Origin of the sequence: Megasphaera intestinihominis (assembly GCF_040096415.1) — a bacterium.
GTDB classification, from domain to species: domain Bacteria; phylum Bacillota; class Negativicutes; order Veillonellales; family Megasphaeraceae; genus Megasphaera; species Megasphaera intestinihominis.
This window is the reverse complement of the sequence record NZ_JBBMEU010000017.1, coordinates 1-17,884: the sequence shown is the minus strand read 5'-3', so window position 1 is coordinate 17,884 and position 17,884 is coordinate 1. Positions and strand designations below refer to the sequence as shown.

Annotated in this window: 18 protein-coding genes; 1 reads left to right on the top strand and 17 read right to left on the bottom strand. The window is 56.5% G+C overall.

Annotated elements, in window-relative coordinates:
- Window positions 1-285 (bottom strand): HMA2 domain-containing protein, encoded by a 285-nt coding sequence (locus WMO23_RS04240; RefSeq protein ID WP_292106238.1) that lies wholly within the window; start codon window positions 283-285, stop codon window positions 1-3.
- Window positions 286-583: 298 nt separating this feature from the next.
- Entirely contained in the window at window positions 584-802 is a 219-nt protein-coding gene (locus tag WMO23_RS04235) for a hypothetical protein (protein WP_226885701.1), read from the bottom strand.
- A 272-nt stretch (window positions 803-1,074) separates the two neighbouring features.
- Here WMO23_RS04235 and WMO23_RS04230 point away from each other — a divergent pair, with 272 nt between their 5' ends.
- On the top strand, window positions 1,075-1,794 hold the full coding sequence (locus WMO23_RS04230) for a BUD32 family EKC/KEOPS complex subunit (protein WP_020310240.1): 720 nt from the start codon (window positions 1,075-1,077) through the stop codon (window positions 1,792-1,794).
- On the opposite strand, the gene dprA is transcribed toward WMO23_RS04230, so the two are convergent.
- The 15 genes from dprA to WMO23_RS04155 all read right to left on the bottom strand — a co-directional run bounded on the left by dprA (window position 1,789) and on the right by WMO23_RS04155 (window position 17,553).
- A complete protein-coding gene (dprA, locus tag WMO23_RS04225) occupies window positions 1,789-2,910 on the bottom strand; it encodes a DNA-processing protein DprA (RefSeq protein ID WP_302681075.1) in 1,122 nt (373 codons plus the stop codon). The genes WMO23_RS04230 and dprA overlap by 6 nt on opposite strands.
- 7 nt (window positions 2,911-2,917) lie before the next feature.
- On the bottom strand, window positions 2,918-4,432 hold the full coding sequence (locus WMO23_RS04220) for a YifB family Mg chelatase-like AAA ATPase (RefSeq protein WP_292260819.1): 1,515 nt from the start codon (window positions 4,430-4,432) through the stop codon (window positions 2,918-2,920).
- Window positions 4,433-4,436: 4 nt separating this feature from the next.
- Window positions 4,437-4,808: a YraN family protein gene (locus tag WMO23_RS04215; protein ID WP_020310237.1), complete on the bottom strand. Its 372-nt coding sequence runs from the start codon at window positions 4,806-4,808 to the stop codon at window positions 4,437-4,439.
- A gap of 106 nt (window positions 4,809-4,914) precedes the next feature.
- Window positions 4,915-5,043 (bottom strand): hypothetical protein, encoded by a 129-nt coding sequence (locus WMO23_RS04210; RefSeq protein ID WP_256378952.1) that lies wholly within the window; start codon window positions 5,041-5,043, stop codon window positions 4,915-4,917.
- Complete coding sequence (locus WMO23_RS04205; RefSeq protein ID WP_020310235.1) at window positions 5,040-5,384, bottom strand: histidine triad nucleotide-binding protein; 345 nt, start codon at window positions 5,382-5,384, stop codon at window positions 5,040-5,042. Before WMO23_RS04205 ends, WMO23_RS04210 begins: the two co-directional genes overlap by 4 nt.
- A 222-nt stretch (window positions 5,385-5,606) precedes the next feature.
- Window positions 5,607-6,911, bottom strand: a complete 1,305-nt coding sequence (gene mtaB / locus WMO23_RS04200; protein WP_302681078.1) for a tRNA (N(6)-L-threonylcarbamoyladenosine(37)-C(2))-methylthiotransferase MtaB — start codon at window positions 6,909-6,911, stop codon at window positions 5,607-5,609.
- The gene (locus WMO23_RS04195) at window positions 6,911-7,639 is read right to left on the bottom strand and encodes a 16S rRNA (uracil(1498)-N(3))-methyltransferase (protein ID WP_020310233.1); all 729 of its coding nucleotides are present in this window, start codon (window positions 7,637-7,639) and stop codon (window positions 6,911-6,913) included. The genes mtaB and WMO23_RS04195 overlap by 1 nt, the downstream gene beginning before the upstream one ends.
- Before the next feature lie 4 nt (window positions 7,640-7,643).
- Window positions 7,644-8,519 carry a 50S ribosomal protein L11 methyltransferase gene (gene prmA / locus WMO23_RS04190; RefSeq protein ID WP_020310232.1) on the bottom strand — a complete coding sequence of 292 codons (876 nt, stop codon included), beginning with the start codon at window positions 8,517-8,519 and terminating at the stop codon, window positions 7,644-7,646.
- A gap of 20 nt (window positions 8,520-8,539) precedes the next feature.
- Window positions 8,540-9,793 carry a molecular chaperone DnaJ gene (dnaJ, locus tag WMO23_RS04185; RefSeq protein ID WP_298590251.1) on the bottom strand — a complete coding sequence of 418 codons (1,254 nt, stop codon included), beginning with the start codon at window positions 9,791-9,793 and terminating at the stop codon, window positions 8,540-8,542.
- 23 nt (window positions 9,794-9,816) lie between these two features.
- Window positions 9,817-11,679, bottom strand: coding sequence for a molecular chaperone DnaK (gene dnaK, locus WMO23_RS04180; RefSeq protein WP_020724066.1), 1,863 nt, complete (start codon window positions 11,677-11,679; stop codon window positions 9,817-9,819).
- 33 nt (window positions 11,680-11,712) lie between these two features.
- Complete coding sequence (gene grpE / locus WMO23_RS04175) at window positions 11,713-12,324, bottom strand: nucleotide exchange factor GrpE (RefSeq protein ID WP_020310230.1); 612 nt, start codon at window positions 12,322-12,324, stop codon at window positions 11,713-11,715.
- A 16-nt stretch (window positions 12,325-12,340) separates the two neighbouring features.
- Entirely contained in the window at window positions 12,341-13,375 is a 1,035-nt protein-coding gene (hrcA, locus tag WMO23_RS04170; protein WP_349173311.1) for a heat-inducible transcriptional repressor HrcA, read from the bottom strand.
- Window positions 13,376-13,639: 264 nt separating this feature from the next.
- On the bottom strand, window positions 13,640-15,478 hold the full coding sequence (locus WMO23_RS04165) for an esterase (RefSeq protein ID WP_349173309.1): 1,839 nt from the start codon (window positions 15,476-15,478) through the stop codon (window positions 13,640-13,642).
- Window positions 15,479-15,709: 231 nt separating this feature from the next.
- Window positions 15,710-16,492, bottom strand: coding sequence for a short-chain-enoyl-CoA hydratase (locus tag WMO23_RS04160; RefSeq protein WP_292299040.1), 783 nt, complete (start codon window positions 16,490-16,492; stop codon window positions 15,710-15,712).
- Between the two features lie 206 nt (window positions 16,493-16,698).
- Window positions 16,699-17,553, bottom strand: a complete 855-nt coding sequence (locus WMO23_RS04155; RefSeq protein WP_027894801.1) for a 3-hydroxybutyryl-CoA dehydrogenase — start codon at window positions 17,551-17,553, stop codon at window positions 16,699-16,701.
- Window positions 17,554-17,884 lie beyond the last annotated feature (331 nt).

The window sequence follows — 17,884 nt, the reverse complement described above, 5'->3', positions numbered from 1 at the left end:
TTACCTTCTCCTTTCAACATGGGTCATGATATAGTTCTCTACCCGGACGAGTTCCCGATTGGCCCGCAGGACCTGCGGCCGGTAGGTGATCAGGACGGAACCCGTGAGGACATTGACATCGACCTTGTCGATTTCTTTATAACTGGCAATGTAGGAGTAGACCTTGCGGCCCAATTCGGCATTGCCAATGAGTTTTTTACTGTGCAGGCGGATACGGCCTGGTAAGTAAGACGAAATAGAAACGGCTCTCATGATGAGGTCCCATTTCAACGTCGGAATGATCATACAAGCAGTCCTTCCTGGTGTTGTTCCTCTTAAAAAGAGGCTGTCGCATTAAGACAGCCTCTTTTTGAGTTTTAAGTTTGTAGTTTTTAGTTTGCAGCAAATGGTAAAAATTTAAAGCCAGCTTCTACAAACTACAAACTCCGTACTACAAACTATAAAGTAAATAGGGCCTTGCATGATGGCAAAAATCTTCGTACGACAGCCCCTTTTAAATGGTTAGTGGCTAGTGGTTAGTTGTTAGCAGATGGCTTTAAATTTAAAGGCTTCCGCTGAAACCGCAAAGGCCTTCCCTACAAACTTATTTCGCCTGTGCGGCTTCCTGAGCTGCAATCATGTCTTCCAATTCTTCTTTCTGACGCTGCAATTCAGCCAGGGGTACCGAAGCGGTCATCGCACCGGCAGCGGGCTGCTGCATAGCCAGGAGCTGCTGTTCCCGTTCGGACATGAGTTTATAACCGAAAACACCAGCGACGACACCGATACCTAAGCCAATCCAAAAATCTGTATTCTGAAACATACGACACATCTCCCTTGAAAAAATTGATATTCATTTACGTCTATTATTATAAAGTGTCTTCTTTCACGTGTCAATATTGTTTATCAAATTCAATATAACATATTGTTTACAAGATAGTCTATTTTGAGGGGAGTTCGCAGGAAAATGCCTTATTTTCAAAGGCCAGGCCATTTATTTTACTGACAAAATTTGTTATAATGTAGGCACGTTCTTATGTGTAGAAACTGTAAATATTGAAATTATATCTTAAAATTTTGAAAGGTGTGACTTTCTTGTTCAACAGGTCTCTCTTAAAATCCGTTCAATCTGCCATCACAAAAGCGCCGGACAAGCGGATTTTATCACTTTCTTTTGAAAATAAAACGTACTTCGTCAAGCGCCGCATGGGCAATGGCCGCAATGCCTTTGCCAAACAGAATCCGTCGGCCGCCTTTTGGTGCGAAGCCTACAAGATCATGACCGTCAACGCCCGCCTTCCCCTGGCGCCGAAGGTCGTCCTCCTGGATGAAGACTTCTTCGTCATGGAAGCTGCCGGCAAGACCTTGCAGGGCGTAGCCAAGGAAGCGGAATACGCCGCCGTCCGCCACGATGCCTTTGAAAAAGCCGGCCAGGGACTGGCTCAGCTCCACGCCGCCGGCCTGCACCACGGTCGGCCGGCCCTGCGGGACATTGCCTACGATAAGGAAACCGGGACGATTACCTTCCTCGACTGGGAAAATGAAAAGAAATTCGTCGACGCGCCGGCGCCCGTCCTGGACCTGTTCCTCTTCCTGCACAGCTGCTTCCGCGAGGAATGGCCGGACAATGCCCTCATCGACGCAGCCGTCGCCGGCTATGGCCGCGTCGAAGGCAGCAGCCAGACCATGGCCGCCCTGAAAGAATTCATCACAGACCATCATACCCTCTTTGCCTGCTGTCATGCCCTGGTCCCCTTCGGCTGGATCGACGTCGTCTCCGTCGACAAAGCCCAAGCGTATATCACCGCCTTATAGGGCAGAAAAGGCCGCAGCACAGCGGATATAGCCGCCGGGGAGTTCCTCGGCGGCTTTCTTCATCTGCAGGGCCAGGAGGATGGGCAGCAGGTCGGCGACGGCGAGGCCCGTCTTTTCCAGGAGCTCGCTCACCGGCGCCGCCCGGTCGAAGGGGATGGCGTCGATGACGGCCTGTTCGGCCGGACTCAGGCTGGGTCCTTCCTCATGGCAGGCCGTCTCCGGCCCCTGCCAGCCGCGGCGGCGGAATTCCCGGACCACATCGTCAGCACAGGTCAGGGGAATGGCGCCGAGCCGGAGGAGATGGTTCGTCCCCCGGCTGGTCTCGGAAAAGACACTGCCCGGCATGGCAAAGACGTCGCGCCCTTCGTCGAGGGCCAGGTCAGCCGTAATCAGGGAGCCGCTGCGCAGGGCCGCTTCGACGACGATCGTCGCCGCTGCCATGCCGGCGATGATGCGGTTGCGGGCCGGGAAATTCCGGGATAGCGGCTCGACGCCGAAGGCATATTCCGAGATGACTGCGCCGCCGCTATCGACGACCTGCCGGAACAGGGCCTTGTTCTCCCTGGGATAGGTCCGGTCCAGGCCGTTGGCGGCGACGACGACAGTCCGCCCCTTCCCTTTCAGGGCGCCCCGATGGGCCCGCGTATCGATGCCCCTGGCACCGCCGCTGACGATGGTGAGGCCCTGGGCCGCCAGCTCAGCGGCCAGCGTCTCGGCGGCATTCAGGCCATAGGGGCTGGCCTTGCGGGAGCCGACGATGGCGATACTGCTGCTGTCGCGCTCCATCGTCCCCTGGCAAAAGAGGACCAGCGGCGGCTGGGCGATGAAGGGCAGCCAGCTGGGGTAATCGTCGTCCCACAGGGCGACGGGCCGAACGCCATAAAAAGACAGCCTGCGCTGGAAGGTATCCCAATCAAAAACATCTCGTTCTTGCCTGAGCTGAGAAAAAATCTTGGCCGGAATCCCCGTCCGGCGCCGCAGGTCTTCATCCCAGACGGCACCCCAGGCCTGGCTGGGCGAGCGGCAGACGTCGAGGAGGGCCTGCAGGCGGCGGCTGCCGCAGCCCTTGAGGGACTGGAGGGCCGCTGCGTACATCGTTTCCTGTTCCACCTTCATCCCCCCTTCATGGCTGGTGCATCTTATTGCGGTAACTGATGGCTTCGGCCACGTGATCCTTGGCGATGACCGGTTCTTTGGCCAGGTCGGCAATGGTCTGGGACACTTTGATGATGCGGTCGTAACTGCGGGCACTGAGGCGCAGGGCGTCGAAGGCCTCGCGCAACAACTGCTGGGCCGCCTCGGTCAGCTGGCACGTGGCCCGTATCTCCCGGTGGCCCATATGGGCGTTGCAGGTACAGCCATAAGGAGCCAGGCGCTCTTGCTGGCGATGGCGCGCCGACAGGACCCGCGAGCGGATGGCCGACGACGGTTCGGCCCGCCGCCGGGCCGTCAGTTCCCAGTAGGCCGGCCGTTCGACGCGGACGTGGAGGTCGATGCGGTCCAGGAGAGGGCCGGAAATCTTATGGGTATAGCGGCGTATCTCGCTGTCCGAACAGGTACAGCCTTCGTCGAAGCCGTAGCGGCCGCAGGGACAGGGATTCATGGCCGCCACCAGGACGAAGCGCGACGGATAGGACAGGGCCGCCTGGACGCGGGCAATGTGGACGACGCCGTCTTCCAAGGGCTGGCGCAGGACTTCCAGAACCGACCGGGGGAACTCCGGCAGTTCGTCGAGGAAGAGGACGCCGTGATGGCTGAGGGTCACTTCGCCCGGCTTGGGGATGGACCCGCCGCCGACGAGGCCGGCCATGGAAATGGTGTGATGAGGGCTGCGGAAAGGCCGCTGCTGCAGGAGCCGCCCCTTGCCCAAAAGGCCGGCGACGCTGTATATCTTGGTCACTTCCAGGGCCTCGGCTTCGCTCATGGGCGGCAGGATAGTCGGGATGCGCTTGGCCAGCATGGTCTTGCCGCTTCCCGGCGGGCCGATCATGAGGACGTTATGGCCGCCGGCTGCGGCGATTTCCAGGACCCGCTTGGCTTCGGCCTGGCCCTGGACTTCGGCGAAGTCGACGTCATAGTCCAGCTGGTCCGGCGCCAAGGGTTCCGGCCGGGCCGCGTCCAGCGGCTTTTCACCGGTCAGGCAGGCGGCGACGTCGCAGAGCGTATCGACACCGTAGACCGTGAGGTCCGGACAGAGCAGGGCTTCGGCGGCATTGTCGCGGCTGACGAAGACCGTCTTCATCCCCTGGGCGGCCCCTTCCAGGACCATGGGCAGGATACCGTTCACCGGCCGGATGCGCCCATCCAGGGCCAGTTCGCCCATGAAGAGACATTTTTCGCAGGCCTCTTCGGGAATCTGGCCGCTCGACACCAGGATAGCCACGGCCAGACTCAAATCCAGGCCGGACGTGTCCTTCTTCAGGTCAGCCGGCGCCAGGTTGACCGTCAGGCGGCGCATGGGAAATTCATAGCCGCTGTTCTTGACGGCAGCCCGGACCCGCTCTTTGGCCTCTTTCACCGACGTCGATGCCAGGCCGACCAGGTCGAACGACGGCAGGCCGTTGGAAATATCCGTTTCGACGGCGATGACGTGCCCGTTCAGGCCCAGTGTCGCCGCCCCATAGATACGCGCGAACACGGCGTCACCGCCTTTCGGCCAGGAAGGCATGAGCAATGTGGCGGATGCCAGGCTGTCCGTTATCTCCTGGCCAGACTTCGATGACGTCGAACCGGCATGGCCGCTCCCAAAGATCGAACTGGGCCAGATAGGCCGAGGCCACGCGGGTGATCTGACGGCGCTTGCGTTTCTCGACGGCTTCGCAGGGCAGGCCGTAAGAACCTGTCGTCCGCGTCTTGACTTCGATGAAGACCAGCGTATGGCCGTCGTCGGCGATGATGTCGATTTCTCCCAGGCGGTTGCGGTAATTACAGCAGCGCACGTGATAGCCCTTTTCCTGGCGCACAAAGGCCAGCGCCGCTTGTTCTCCATAATAGCCTAATAGATTCTTCTCCATGGCGATTCCCCTTTCTCAATGTATCCGATTACGTCCATCGTAGACGAGAAAGATTAAAATTACATGAAAAAAAGACCCTTCCGGGTCTTTTTTTATGAGAAGAAGATTAAATTTTGTGGATCATCAGGAAAGCGACGACGCCGACGAGCAGGACGATGGCGATGATGCGGGTAAGGGCCGCCGCTGTAATCGTCACCTGGCGCTGGGGCTTCCGTCTCCGCTGCCGTTCACTCATACGCCGGGCCAAGCCATTTCTTTGCCGCCTAAGATGTGGGCGTGCATGTGATGGACCGTCTGGCCTGCTTTTTCACCGGTGTTGAAGACGACGCGGAAGCCGTCTTTATCAAGGCCCATGACCTGGGCGACTTTCTGGATGGCATAGAGCATCTTGCCAGCGACAGCGACATCGTCCGGCGTCAAGTCGGCGATACTCTGGATATGTTTCTTGGGGATGACCAGGACGTGGACCGGAGCGACCGGATTGATGTCCTTGAAGGCGAAGAAATTATCGTCTTCCCAAACTTTCGTGCTCGGGATTTCCCCGGCGATGATCTTGCAGAAAATGCAGTCTTCCATGATAAATTCCTCCTTAGGTAGGTGTACGTAGGGGCCGGCCTGAAAGCCTTTCTGGCCCACCAGACCGTCGTAATCATGCAGGCAGAATGCGTTCATATTCCGGACGGGCTCGCCACGTGCGAGCCCCTACAAGGGTTAGGGGTTAGCAGTCAGCAGCTAGTGGTTAGGGGCTCACAGGTCGAAACCACGAGCCACTAGGCCTCAGGCCGAAACCACGAGCCACTAACAACGCGCTTCCAGCTTCTGCCCGTCAGTGCCGATGAGGGTGACTTCGACGACGGTGCCTTCGGCATGAGGCGGAAGATTTTCGACGACGGCCCGTTCGTAGTTCTCCGTAAAGCCTTCGCCTGTCGTGCCGTCTTGTTTTTCGATGAGGACTGAGGCCTTCTTGCCGACCAGGGCCGTCAGGAGCGCCGCTTTCTGGCGGGCCGACAGTTCATTGACGAGTTCGACGCGCCGTTTCTTTTCCGCCGTTTCGACTTGGTCCTTCATATCCGCTGCCGGCGTCCCCTTGCGCTGGGAATACGGGAAGGCGTGGATATGCGAGAAAGAGAGGCGTTCCAGCGTCGCCATGGTGTCCTCGAAGAGGGCTTCCGTTTCGCCGGGAAAGCCCAGGATGAGGTCCGTCGAGACAGTCAGGCCGTCGATGCAGCTGCGCAGGCGGGCGATGAGGTCCTCATATTCAGCCACCGTGTAATGGCGGTTCATGGCCTTCAGGATCGGGTCTGAACCGGACTGGAGGGGCAGGTGCAGATGCGGGCAGATGCGGTCCGAGCTGTTCATGACGTCGATCATGTCGTCGCCGATTTCCAGGGACTCGATGGAACCCAGGCGGATGCGGGCCACGTCGGTTTCCTTGACCAGGCGGTCCAGGATGTGGGCCAGCGACGGATGGTCGTCGAGGTCGCGGCCATAGGCGCCGAGGTGGATGCCGGTCAGGACGATTTCCTTGAAGCCCGCTGCGACCAGGCGGTTGGCTTCGGCGACGATGGCGTCGGGCTGGCGCGATTTCAAAGCGCCCCGCGTATAGGGAATGATGCAGTAGGAACAGAAATTGTTGCATCCTTCCTGGATCTTCAGGTCGGCCCGCGTGTGTTCCACTGCCGACGGATAGAGGGGGATTTCCTCGAATTCATCGTGGCGGCGCACGTCGTGGACGGCCGTGATGGCTTCGTCGTCTTCGTCGTGCAGGAGTTCGCGGACAATGGATACGATGCGCTTGCGTTCATTGGTCCCGACGACGGCGTCGACTTCGGGCATGGACGTCAAAAGCTCCGGGTCGAGCTGGGCATAGCAGCCGGTGACGATGACCTTGGCCGCATCGTTGCGCTTCTTCGTCCGCCGGATGAGCTGGCGCGATTTCTTTTCGCCGACCTGAGTGACCGAACAGGTATTGATGACATAGACGTCGGCCGGGCCATTGAAATCGGCTTCCGTGAAGCCTGCAGCCAGGAAGAGGCCGCGCATACTGTCCGTATCGTACTGGTTGACACGGCAGCCAAGAGTGGCAAAAGCGATAGTTGGCATTACTTGAATCCTCTTTCGTACATAATGATAGACAGGGCCGCCAGCGACGCCGTTTCAGCGCGCAGGATGCGGGGCCCGAGAGAGACCGTGCGGCACCACGACAGACGCTGCGTGGCATAGGCGATTTCTTTTTCGGCATAGCCCCCTTCGGGACCGATGGCGATGACGACGTCGCCGGTACGCACGTCGTGGCAGGCTTCCGACAAGGGCGCCGTCTCCTGTTCATAGGGGATGACGAAGCGCGTGTCGGCATAGGCGTCGACGAGTTCCGTGAAGCTCATGACCGGTGCCACGTCGGGTACGTCGTCGCGGCCGCATTGCTTGGCCGCTTCCAGGGCCAGGCGCTGCCAGCGTTCGAGCCGTGCCTGCCGCCGTTTATCATCTAATTTTACTACACAATGCTCCATTTGTACAGGAACGATCCGCCCGGCACCGAGTTCCGTCGCCTTCTGGACGACCCAGTCGAACTTGTCGCCCTTGAGGAGCCCTGCCGCCAGGATGACCCTGCCGTTGGACGACGGCCCGTCGGAAATCTTGCGCGCCGGCGTGAGGTACGCCGAATGGCCTTCCATGCGGGTGATGAAACATTCATAGGTCGCACCGGTGCAGTCCGTGACGTTCAGCGTATCGCCGACGGTATGGCGCAGGACGACGACGACGTGATGGGCATCGTCGGCAGACAATTCAAAGGTCCCGCAAATGGGGAAATCCGTGAAAATCTTACGCATAGTCTCACCTCTTCATCTGGACGGCATACCAGCCGCTGCGGAACTGTTCATCGACCCAGGTGAAGCCGACGGCAGCGGCAGCGCGGCGCACTTCGTCGATGCGTTCGTCGATGATGCCGCTAGCAATGAGCGTACCGCCTTCCTTGAGATACGGCGGCAGCGTCGGCAGCAGGGCCAGGACGGCATTGGTCACCAAGTTGGCGACGACGACGTCGGCCTTTTCCCCCTGCGGGATGGCCGCCAGGAGGTCGCTGTTGGCGATGGTCAATTTGTCTTCGACGCCGTTCAGTTTGGCATTGACCGCAGCCTGCTTGACGGCGACGCCGTCGAAGTCGACAGCCGTCACGTGGGATGCGCCCAGTTTGGCGGCGGCAATGGCCAGGATGCCCGTGCCCGTGCCGATGTCAAAGACCGTATCGCCGGCCTTCACCGTATCTTCCAGGTACTGGACGCACATGCACGTCGTGTCGTGGAAGCCGCTGCCAAAGGCCAGGCCCGGATCGATGGAAAGGACGTCTTCTCCGTCGGCCGGACGGGCCGGTTCCCACGCCGGGGCCGCCCAGAAATGGCGGGAAATCTTCTTGGGATGGAAGTGTTCCTGCCAGGCAAAGAGCCAGTCCTTATCGTCAGCTTTCTTTTCGACGACCTTCCAGTCGCCCAGGTCGACGCCCCGTTTTTCCAGGGCGCCCATCTTTTCTCGTATCGTTTCCACAAGACCTTCCTGTGCCAGCGGGAAATACGCCGTAATGCGGATGCGCCCTTTGTGGTCCGGGTGCTCGTCGTCGATGACCGAGCCATTGCTTCCACATTCAAAAACAAGAAGGGCCACCAAATCGGTGGCCGTTGGGGAAACGAGCAAATCTACTTCATTCCATTGCATCGTTCATACTCCCTTTATCTTTACAGATCTTCTTTTAACTTACTCCAAAAACTCTTCTTGGTCTTCTTCGTATCTTTCTTGTCGCTCTTCGCGCTCGTGGCGTCACCGTCGGCCGGTTGTTCAGCCGGCTTTGGCTCCCCCACCCACGTTTCGCCGCCAGCATAGGCGAATTCCCGCAGGAGTTCCTTCTGTTTGGCGTTGAGGTGCGTCGGTACGGAGACCGTGACCTGGACGTGGTGGTCGCCACGGCGGTTCTTGGACCCCAGGACCGGTACGCCTTTGCCGCGGATGCGGAAGACCGTCCCCGTCTGGGTGCCGGCCGGGATGGTCAGCTCGATTTTGCCGTCCAGTGTTTCGACGAGGATCTTCGACCCCAGGGCGGCCTGGGCGAAGGAAATCGTTTCCTGGGACAAGATGTCGTTGCCTTCACGGGTGAACTTGGGATCGCGGCGGACGAAGATATAGACGTACAAGTCGCCGTGACCGCCGCCGCGGACGCCCGGTTCGCCTTCACCGGCTACGCGCAGGCGTGCGCCGTCGTCGACACCGGCAGGGATCTTGATCTTCAGTTTCTTGCGGACCTTGACCGTCCCCGTGCCATGGCATTTCTTGCACTTGTCATGGATGATCTTGCCTGTGCCGCCGCAGCGGGAACAGGTGCGGACATTGACCATCTGGCCGAAAGGCGTGTTCTGGACGACGCGCTGCTGGCCTGTGCCGTGGCAGTCCGGGCAGGTATCTACCTTGCTTCCCGGTTCGGCACCGTTGCCGTGGCAGTGATCGCACGTTTCTTCTTTCGGGACCTGGATTTCCATTTCCGTACCAAAGGCAGCCTGTTTAAAGGTAATGTCTACGTCGAAGCGCAAATCGGCACCGCGCTGCGGGCCATTGGCCGACTGACGGCTGCCCTGGCCGCCGAAGAAGGAATCAAAGATATCTTCAAAGCCGCCGAAGCCCTGGCCGCCCTGGCCGAATCCGCCAAAGCCGCCAAAACCTCCGAAGCCGCCCTGGCCGAAACCGGCACCGGAACCGGCAGCATTGCCGTTCTGGAATGCTGCCGGACCGAACTGGTCGTACTGGGCGCGTTTCTGTTTATTCGACAGGACGCTGTACGCTTCGTTGATTTCCTTGAATTTTTCTTCTGCTGCCTTCGGGTTGTCCGGGTTGCGGTCCGGATGGTATTTGAGCGCTAATTTCTTAAAAGCTTTCTTGATTTCTGCGTCGCTGGCGTCTTTGGGAACGCCGAGGACTTCATAATAATCTCTTTTACTCATGTGGGCAGCCCCTCTTATCTATCTTACTTCTTGTCATCGTCGACTACCGTGTAATCGGCGTCGACTACTTTTTCATCTTTCTGGCCATCGCTCTGGGCCTGCTGTGCACCGGCCTGGGCACCGGCTGCCTGCTGCTGAGCCTGCTGGGCAGCGTCTGCGTTCTTGTACATTTCGCTGGTCAGGTCATAGAGCGGTTTGGTCAAGGCTTCGGAAGCGGCTTTGATCTTATCCGTATCGTCGGTCTTCATGGCTTCTTTCAAGGCAGCGATCTTATCCTTGATTTCCGAAACTTTGGAAGCGTCGGCTTTGTCGCCCATATCCTTGATGGTCTTTTCGGCCTGGTAAATGAGGGAGTCAGCGTTGTTCTTAGCTTCGATGCCTTCTTTACGTTTCTTGTCTTCCGCTTCGTGAGCGGCAGCTTCTTTGACCATGCGGTCGATTTCGTCCTTGTCGAGGCCCGACGAAGATTTGATGGTGATCTTCTGTTCCTTGCCTGTGCCGAGGTCTTTTGCCGAAACGTTTACGATGCCGTTGGCGTCGATGTTGAAGGTGACTTCGATACGAGGTACTCCACGGGGAGCAGCCGGGATGCCGGTCAGTTCAAAGCGGCCGAGGGTCTTGTTGTCGGCTGCCATTTCACGTTCGCCCTGAAGGACGTGGACGTCGACAGACGGCTGGTTATCGACAGCTGTCGAGAAGACCTGGCTGCCGGAAGTCGGAATCGTCGTGTTGCGGTCGATGATCTTGGTGAAGACACCGCCGAGGGTTTCAATGCCCAGAGAAAGCGGCGTAACATCGAGGAGCAGGACGTCTTTGACATCGCCGACGAGGACACCGGCCTGGATAGCTGCGCCGATAGCGACACATTCATCGGGGTTGACGCCTTTGCTCGGTTCTTTGCCGAGGATGGATTTGATGGCATCCTGGACAGCCGGGATACGGCTGGAACCGCCGACGAGGATGATCTTGTCGATTTCGTCGATGGTGTAGCCCGAGTCAGCGATGGCTTTCTTGGTCGGTTCCATCGTAGCCTGGACGAGGTCTTCCGTCAATTCGTTGAATTTAGCACGGGTCAAGGTCAAATCGAGGTGTTTCGGGCCCGTAGCATCAGCCGTGATGAAGGGCAGGTTGATATTGGTCGAGAGGACCGTGGACAATTCGATCTTAGCTTTTTCAGCAGCTTCCTTGAGGCGCTGTTCAGCCATCTTATCCTGCGAGAGGTCGATGCCCGTTTCTTTCTTGAATTCGCTGATCATCCATTCCATGACTTTGTTATCGAAGTCATCGCCGCCGAGGTGCGTGTTGCCGTTGGTAGCCTTTACTTCGAAGACGCCGTCGCCGAGTTCGAGGATGGACACATCGAAAGTACCGCCGCCGAGGTCGAATACGAGGATCTTGCCGTCGCCGCCTTTATCGAGGCCATAAGCCAGGGCTGCTGCCGTCGGTTCGTTGACGATACGGAGAACGTCGAGGCCGGCGATCTTACCAGCATCTTTGGTAGCCTGGCGCTGGCCGTCGTTGAAGTATGCCGGAACGGTGATGACGGCCTGGGTGACTTTTTCGCCGAGGTAGCTTTCAGCGTCTTCCTTCAATTTCTGAAGGATCATAGCGGAAATTTCCTGCGGTGTATATTTCTTGCCCTGGATGTCTACGGTGTAGTTTTCACCCATGTGGCGTTTAATGGACGAAATGGTGTTTTCCGGGTTGGATACGGCCTGACGTTTTGCCAGCTGGCCGACGAGGCGTTCGCCCGTCTTGGAGAAGCCGACGACAGACGGTGTGAGGCGGGATCCTTCCGTATTCGTGATGACCGTAGGTTCGCCGCCTTCCATGACAGCTACTACGGAGTTTGTTGTACCTAAGTCAATACCAATAACTTTACTCATAAAAGATTCCTCCAATCTTATTTCAAACGATGATTAACCGTTGAATGCAACTTTGACCATGGCCGGACGCAGCGTCTTGTCGCCCAGGAGATATCCTTCCTGGAGGACTTCTACGACGACGTCGTCATCGTATTCGTCGCTGGGCACGCGCATGACGGCCTGATGATAATTGGGGTCGAAAGGTTTGCCGACGGCATCGATCTTGGTGACCCCTTCCTTTTCCAGGACGCCCAGGAGCTGTTTGTAAATCATTTCATAGCCGTCGATGAAGGATTTCACATCATCGGCCACCTTATCCTGCGGGACCTGCAGGGCCCGTTCGAAATTGTCGATGACCGGAAGGATGTTAGTGATGACGTCCATCTTGACGACTTCTGAAATCTGGAGCTTTTCAGCCGCTGTGCGTTTCTTATAGTTAGCAAAATCTGCCTGGAGCCGGACGAACTGCTGCTGGAGCTTGGCGGCCTTGTCGGCTTCCGCTTTGGCAGCAGCGTCTTTGGCATCCGGTGCCTTTTTATCGGCGCCTTCATCTGCCGCGGTTCCCTTGGCTTCGTCTACCTTTTCCTTAGCAGCATCTTCGGCGACTTTTTCCGCGTCTTCTGCTAATACGGTATCTTTTTCTTCTTTATTTTCTTTCTTACTCATGTCTGTGTACCCCTCCCTACTTATCGTCGTGGTAATGTACCAGCATATGTGTCACATGCTGTTTCATAAAGTCCAAAAGACCGATGATCTTGGCATACTCCATACGAGCCGGTCCCAAGACGGCCAGCTTGCCGAGGACTACATCATGGTCGGTAAAGGTCGCTTCAATGATGCTGCAATCATTGATAGACGACAATTTCGCTTCTTCGCCGATGCGGACCGTCACGGCCCCGCCTTCGCCCTCGTCGTGAAGGAGATTGGCGACGACATCCTGTTCTTCCAGCATGGTAAAGAGGCTCTTGGCCTTGTCGACGTCTTTGAACTCCGGCTTGTTCAGGAGCTCCATGGTCCCGCCTTTGTAGAACTGCTGGTCTTTATGGAAGGCCCGTCCCATGGCCCGGAAGGCCAGGCGGTACAATTCGACGTCGTCGACGATGGTCTCGTGAAAGGCTTCGATGGCCTTTTCATCGATATGGTCCATGGCCATGCCGGCCAGGTAGTTGGTCAGCCGCTGGGCGATGATGTTCAGATCGTCCAGGCTGGCACCGGCCGGTTTGGGGTAAATGCAGTTCTCTACCTGTCCCGTATCGGTGACGACGATCATGATGGCCCGGCGGTCATCGAGCGGTAAGAAGCGGATGTACTTCAGCTTGGAATTGAGCCGCTGTGACGCCATGACCAGGGTGACGTTGTGAGTGATCCTGGCCAGTAACTTGGCCGTCGACTGAAAAATCTGGTCGACGCTGCTCACTTTGTCCTGGAACCAGGCGCGGACGAATTGCTTTTCTGCGTCCGTGATCTTCGTCGGCTTGAGCAGGCAGTCGACGTAGAAGCGGTATCCCTTCAGCGACGGGATGCGGCCGGACGACGTGTGAGGCTGTTCCAGGTAGCCCATCATTTCCAGATCGAACATTTCGTTGCGGATCGTCGCGGCGCTGACGCCTAAGTCATACTTGCGGGCAATCGTTCTCGACCCGACAGGTTCGGCAGAGGAGATGTAATCCTGAATAATGGCTTGCAGTATTTTCTGTTTTCGTGCATCCAAATCCATCGTACTCACCTTCTGCTCATTTGACCATTTTTAGTGGTCTGACTATTTGACTTCTAAGACTATATATAAGATAGCATGGAGAATATGTTTTGTCAAGAGAATATAAGTCAAAAAGTCAAATTAGTTGTAAAAAAGAGCTGCCGCACATGCGACAGCTCTTTTTTCTGTAGGGGCGCCACGTTGGGCGCCCGCTCACACCCATCGGTCACAAGTATCTCACATATACCCAGCGGGCTCGCCACGTGCGAGCCCCTACAGTGAAATTCAACCTCTCCGGCCCTTTCGGGCCACCTCCCCTAGTAAGGGAGGCTTTATGCGCTGAGCCGCTTTTTCGTAGAGGCTCCTGGCCTTGGCGTAATCCTGTTTGACGCCCTTGCCCTGTTCGTAGCACTTCCCCAAGAGATACATGCTGGTCGTATCGCCTTTCTGCTGGGCCTTGTCGTACCACTGGGCAGCCTGGGCATCGCTCTGTTTTTCGCCCAGGCCGTTAGCGGCCATGAGGCCCAGGTAACGGCCGGCCTTCATGTTGCCGTCGTTCCAGGCCTTCTGGAAACATTCGCGGGCGACGTCGTAGTCCGTCGCACCGTCCTGGCCGTACAAGTAGGCAATGCCCGTGTTGAGCAGGGCTTTGCCCTGGGGGCTGCCCTTATGGACGCCGTTCTTGCCGTGCTGTTTGGCATCCATGCCGGCCGGTGCCTTTTTCTTCAGGACATCTTCGGCCTTGGTCTGTTCAAAGAGCCAGTCCCGGATGCCTTCGATATTGTAGGCAAAGGACCAGGTATACATGTGGCTGCCGTCCTTAAAGACCGTATAGTTGATGGGTGCCTGCTGGTCTTCCATGACCCGCATCATCTGTTCAAAGACAGGCGTACCGCCCGTGCTGTCCCACATGCGGCTGCGGGCGACGACAGCGCCGTCCTTTTCCCACAGGGCCGTCGCTTCGTTCATGCCCGGAAAGGCCTTGCTGTCGCCCTGGCAGACGGTGATCCAGAGGTTCTTGCCCTTGAGTTTTTCCATTTCCTGCGTATCCCACTGGCAGGCGACGAGGTACTGGCCGGCAAAGAGTTCCGGATAGGCGTCGCTGATGGCGATGTTGGCCATGCCGCCCTGGGACTGGCCCGTCCCGTAGATGCGGTCCTTGTCGACGCGGTACTTATTGGATACATCCATGATGAGGTCCGTCACCAGGGTCAGGCCCTGGGTCCACTGGTGGGTATCGGTGGTCATCATGCCGATAGAGCGGATGAGGTCTTCCGTATACTGCGGCGCCAGGACGATGGCCGGATGCTTGGCCTGTTCTTCCGGCGTTGCCCAGACGATGGCCCCGTTGCCCTGATAGAGGACGGCCTTGGGGTCGTTGATGTTGGCGCTGGCATCGGCGATGAAGACGACCATGGGATAAGTCTTGGCCTTGTCGGCGTCGTAATCTTTGGGCAGGTAAATATTATACGGCATTTCATAGCCCGTAGCCGGGTCCTTATATATATAAGTTTTAAAGGCGTCCTTGACGGCATCGACGGTCTTGTCGGCAGCCAGGGCCGTCGTCGTCGGGCCATAAGCCGTGCCATCCGTCGCGTAGATCGTCCCGGTCTGGCTGACAGCGACGCTCAGGTCCGGTGCCTTGCGGTCGGAATACATGGGCGCATCGCCGCCGTTCAAGGCGTTGGAGCCTTCTTTGCCCTTATCGCCCTGGTCATCTTTGGACTTGTTCTGGGAAGCTGCCGTCGGCAAGGGCGTAGCCGGATGGACTAGGCTGACGATGACGTAACTGCCCTTCTTGCCGGCCAGGGCCGTTTCCGGCGCATCATTGGTATAGACCTTGTCGATTGTCTTGCCGGCGACGGTGAAATCCGACGCCTTCAGGCGGCTGGCATCAATGGTCTTGGGATAATGAAGGGCTACAGCCGATACGCTTTCGCCGTCACCATAGACCGTACTCAAGGCCGTCACGTCGCGGATAGAAGATGGAGCCGCTGTCGCCGCTGCCGTCGCCGTCACGGCCGTCTGATCCAAGCCATCCACTGCCGGTGCGGCCCAGACAGGAGCCGTCAGGCTGAGGGCACAGCAGAGCACAGCCAGAGCGGGAATATGTTTACCTTTCATGAAGAGGTCACCTCGAATTGAAATTTTTTTGCAATTCATTATACCACGCCTGGTTCGCCTTCCTGTGGCCGTTGTAACACAATTTTGTGAAAAGGCTAGTGGCTCGTAATTCGTGGCTCGTGGCTCTCCTTATAGGAGAGCTGTCAGCGAAGCTGACTGAGAGGTTGCTCAACAGAAAAGGGCCTGCCGCATAGCGACAGGCCCTTTTCTATTAGGAGTCAAACAATGGAATTACTTACCTTCGAAAGTTGCTTTGCGTTTTTCGCAGAAAGCAGCCATGCCTTCCTTCTGGTCGGCTGTGGAGAAGCAGAGACCGAAGACTTCAGCTTCATAAGCGATACCGGTTACGACGTCGCAGTTGATGCCGCGGTTGATGGCAGCTTTGGAGAGCTGTACAGCAATCGGAGCGTTCTTAGCGATCTTCTTAGCCAGTTTAACAGCAGCCGGCATTAATTCTTCCTGCGGGAAGACTTCGTTGACCAAGCCGATAGCTTTTGCTTTTTCAGCGTCGATCATGCCGCCCGTGTAGATGAGTTCTTTAGCGTGGCCGCGGCCGACGACACGGGTCAGGCGCTGTGTGCCGCCGAAGCCCGGAGTGATGCCCAGACCGACTTCCGGCTGGCCGAATTTAGCGTTTTCAGCTGCATAGCGGATATCGCAAGCGCAGGAGAGTTCGCAGCCGCCGCCGAGAGCGAAGCCGTTGATAGCTGCGATGACAGGCTGCGGCAGGTTTTCGATTTCCGTGAAGACGTTCTGACCGAACTGGCCCCATTCGCGGCCTTCAGCAGCGTTCTTGGAAGCCATTTCTTTGATGTCAGCGCCAGCGACGAAGGATTTAGCACCTGCGCCGGTGATGATGACGACTTTGATAGCTTTATCAGCTGCGACTTTTTCGACAACGTCCTTCAATTCGCTGACCGTAGCCTGGTTCAGGGCGTTCAGAGCTTTCGGACGATTGATGGTGATCGTTGCAATACCGTCTTCGACAGCAAAAAGAATGTTCTGGTAATCCATGAGAAAAACCTCCTAAATACATATAATAGTGTTAATAGTATAGTAATAGAAATAGTATGTACAACAGGCTGCCCTCCCCAAAGGGACTCCTGCCAGTCAGACCGCCCCTGCCGACAGGATAGGCGCACTGTCAATACGCGCATGAGATTCTAAAATAATACGGGGTGTGAAAGTCACGCCCCGTATTCGATTAGCAGATCGCTAACTTATTTCGTGTAATCGTAGAAGCCTTTGCCAGTCTTACGGCCGAGGTAACCTGCCTGGACATATTTCTTGAGCAATGCGCAAGGACGATATTTCGGATCGCCGAAGCCTTCGTAGAGGACTTCCATAACGTGGAGAACGACGTCGTTACCAATAAGGTCGCAGAGAGCCAGAGGTCCCATCGGATGGTTGAAGCCGAGTTTGCAGACGTTATCGATGTCTTCTTTGGAAGCAACGCCTTCCATCAAAGCCTGGATAGCTTCGTTCAGCATCGGGATGACGATACGGTTGCCAGCGAAGCCCGGGAAGTCGTTAACTTTGACCGGTGTTTTGCCGAGGTCTTTCGAAAGTTTGTCGATCTTTTCATACGTTTCTTCAGAAGTAGCGATGCCGTTGATGACTTCAATCAATTTCATGACCGGTGCCGGGTTGAAGAAGTGCATGCCGATGACTTTGTCCGGGCGTTTCGTAGCTGCGCCGATCTGGGTGATAGCCAGGGACGAAGTGTTGGATGCGAGGATCGTGTGTTCCGGGCAGAGTTCGTCGAGTTCTTTGAAGATAGCCGATTTGATCTTCAAGTCTTCGATAGCTGCTTCAACGACGAGGTCGATGTCTTTCATGTTATCAGCCGTACGGGTTACGAAGCCAGAAACGCGAGCCATAGTTGCGTCTTTGTCTTCCTGGGTCATTTTGCCTTTGGAGACCTGTTTGGTCAGCTGTTTTTCGATTTTAGCTTTGCCGCCAGCGATGAATTCGTCTTTAATATCGTTCAAGACGACATCCCAGCCGTGCGTTGCGAAAACCTGTGCAATGCCAGAACCCATTGTACCTGCACCAATAACCATTACTTTACTCATGTTTAACTCCTCCTTCGTCGCGTGATTTTTTTCACTAGATTCTTCTAAAAAAATCACGCACGTTCTAAATAAGATTCACTGCTTACACTGATAGTATACCACACTTCCCAAAAAAATCCACTAAAAAACGGCACTTTTTTCAATTTTTCACATTTATGACATGCGTTTTATGCAATAATCAAGAAGTCAAATTACTTCTTTGCATCATTCGATAGAATTATCTCATAGATCTATGTGACGTTATGAACTTACGTCATGGGAGATACTTCTATTTTTCACAAAGTGCATGGGTAGGGATTCCCTTTGGGAATCCCTACCCGCAGGTCGCGCG

What these genes read in the sequence shown, in the direction of transcription:
- dnaK (WP_020724066.1), bottom strand. Translation starts at nt 11,679, where the DNA reads ATGAGTAAAGTTATTGGTATTGACTTAGGTACAACAAACTCCGTAGTA.
- hrcA (WP_349173311.1), bottom strand. Translation starts at nt 13,375, where the DNA reads ATGGATTTGGATGCACGAAAACAGAAAATACTGCAAGCCATTATTCAG.
- WMO23_RS04165 (WP_349173309.1), bottom strand. Translation starts at nt 15,478, where the DNA reads ATGAAAGGTAAACATATTCCCGCTCTGGCTGTGCTCTGCTGTGCCCTC.
- WMO23_RS04195 (WP_020310233.1), bottom strand. Translation starts at nt 7,639, where the DNA reads ATGCGTAAGATTTTCACGGATTTCCCCATTTGCGGGACCTTTGAATTG.
- mtaB (WP_302681078.1), bottom strand. Translation starts at nt 6,911, where the DNA reads ATGCCAACTATCGCTTTTGCCACTCTTGGCTGCCGTGTCAACCAGTAC.
- grpE (WP_020310230.1), bottom strand. Translation starts at nt 12,324, where the DNA reads ATGAGTAAGAAAGAAAATAAAGAAGAAAAAGATACCGTATTAGCAGAA.
- dnaJ (WP_298590251.1), bottom strand. Translation starts at nt 9,793, where the DNA reads ATGAGTAAAAGAGATTATTATGAAGTCCTCGGCGTTCCCAAAGACGCC.
- dprA (WP_302681075.1), bottom strand. Translation starts at nt 2,910, where the DNA reads ATGAAGGTGGAACAGGAAACGATGTACGCAGCGGCCCTCCAGTCCCTC.
- prmA (WP_020310232.1), bottom strand. Translation starts at nt 8,519, where the DNA reads ATGCAATGGAATGAAGTAGATTTGCTCGTTTCCCCAACGGCCACCGAT.
- WMO23_RS04235 (WP_226885701.1), bottom strand. Translation starts at nt 802, where the DNA reads ATGTTTCAGAATACAGATTTTTGGATTGGCTTAGGTATCGGTGTCGTC.
- WMO23_RS04155 (WP_027894801.1), bottom strand. Translation starts at nt 17,553, where the DNA reads ATGAGTAAAGTAATGGTTATTGGTGCAGGTACAATGGGTTCTGGCATT.
- WMO23_RS04215 (WP_020310237.1), bottom strand. Translation starts at nt 4,808, where the DNA reads ATGGAGAAGAATCTATTAGGCTATTATGGAGAACAAGCGGCGCTGGCC.
- WMO23_RS04205 (WP_020310235.1), bottom strand. Translation starts at nt 5,384, where the DNA reads ATGGAAGACTGCATTTTCTGCAAGATCATCGCCGGGGAAATCCCGAGC.
- WMO23_RS04210 (WP_256378952.1), bottom strand. Translation starts at nt 5,043, where the DNA reads ATGAGTGAACGGCAGCGGAGACGGAAGCCCCAGCGCCAGGTGACGATT.
- WMO23_RS04240 (WP_292106238.1), bottom strand. Translation starts at nt 285, where the DNA reads ATGATCATTCCGACGTTGAAATGGGACCTCATCATGAGAGCCGTTTCT.
- WMO23_RS04160 (WP_292299040.1), bottom strand. Translation starts at nt 16,492, where the DNA reads ATGGATTACCAGAACATTCTTTTTGCTGTCGAAGACGGTATTGCAACG.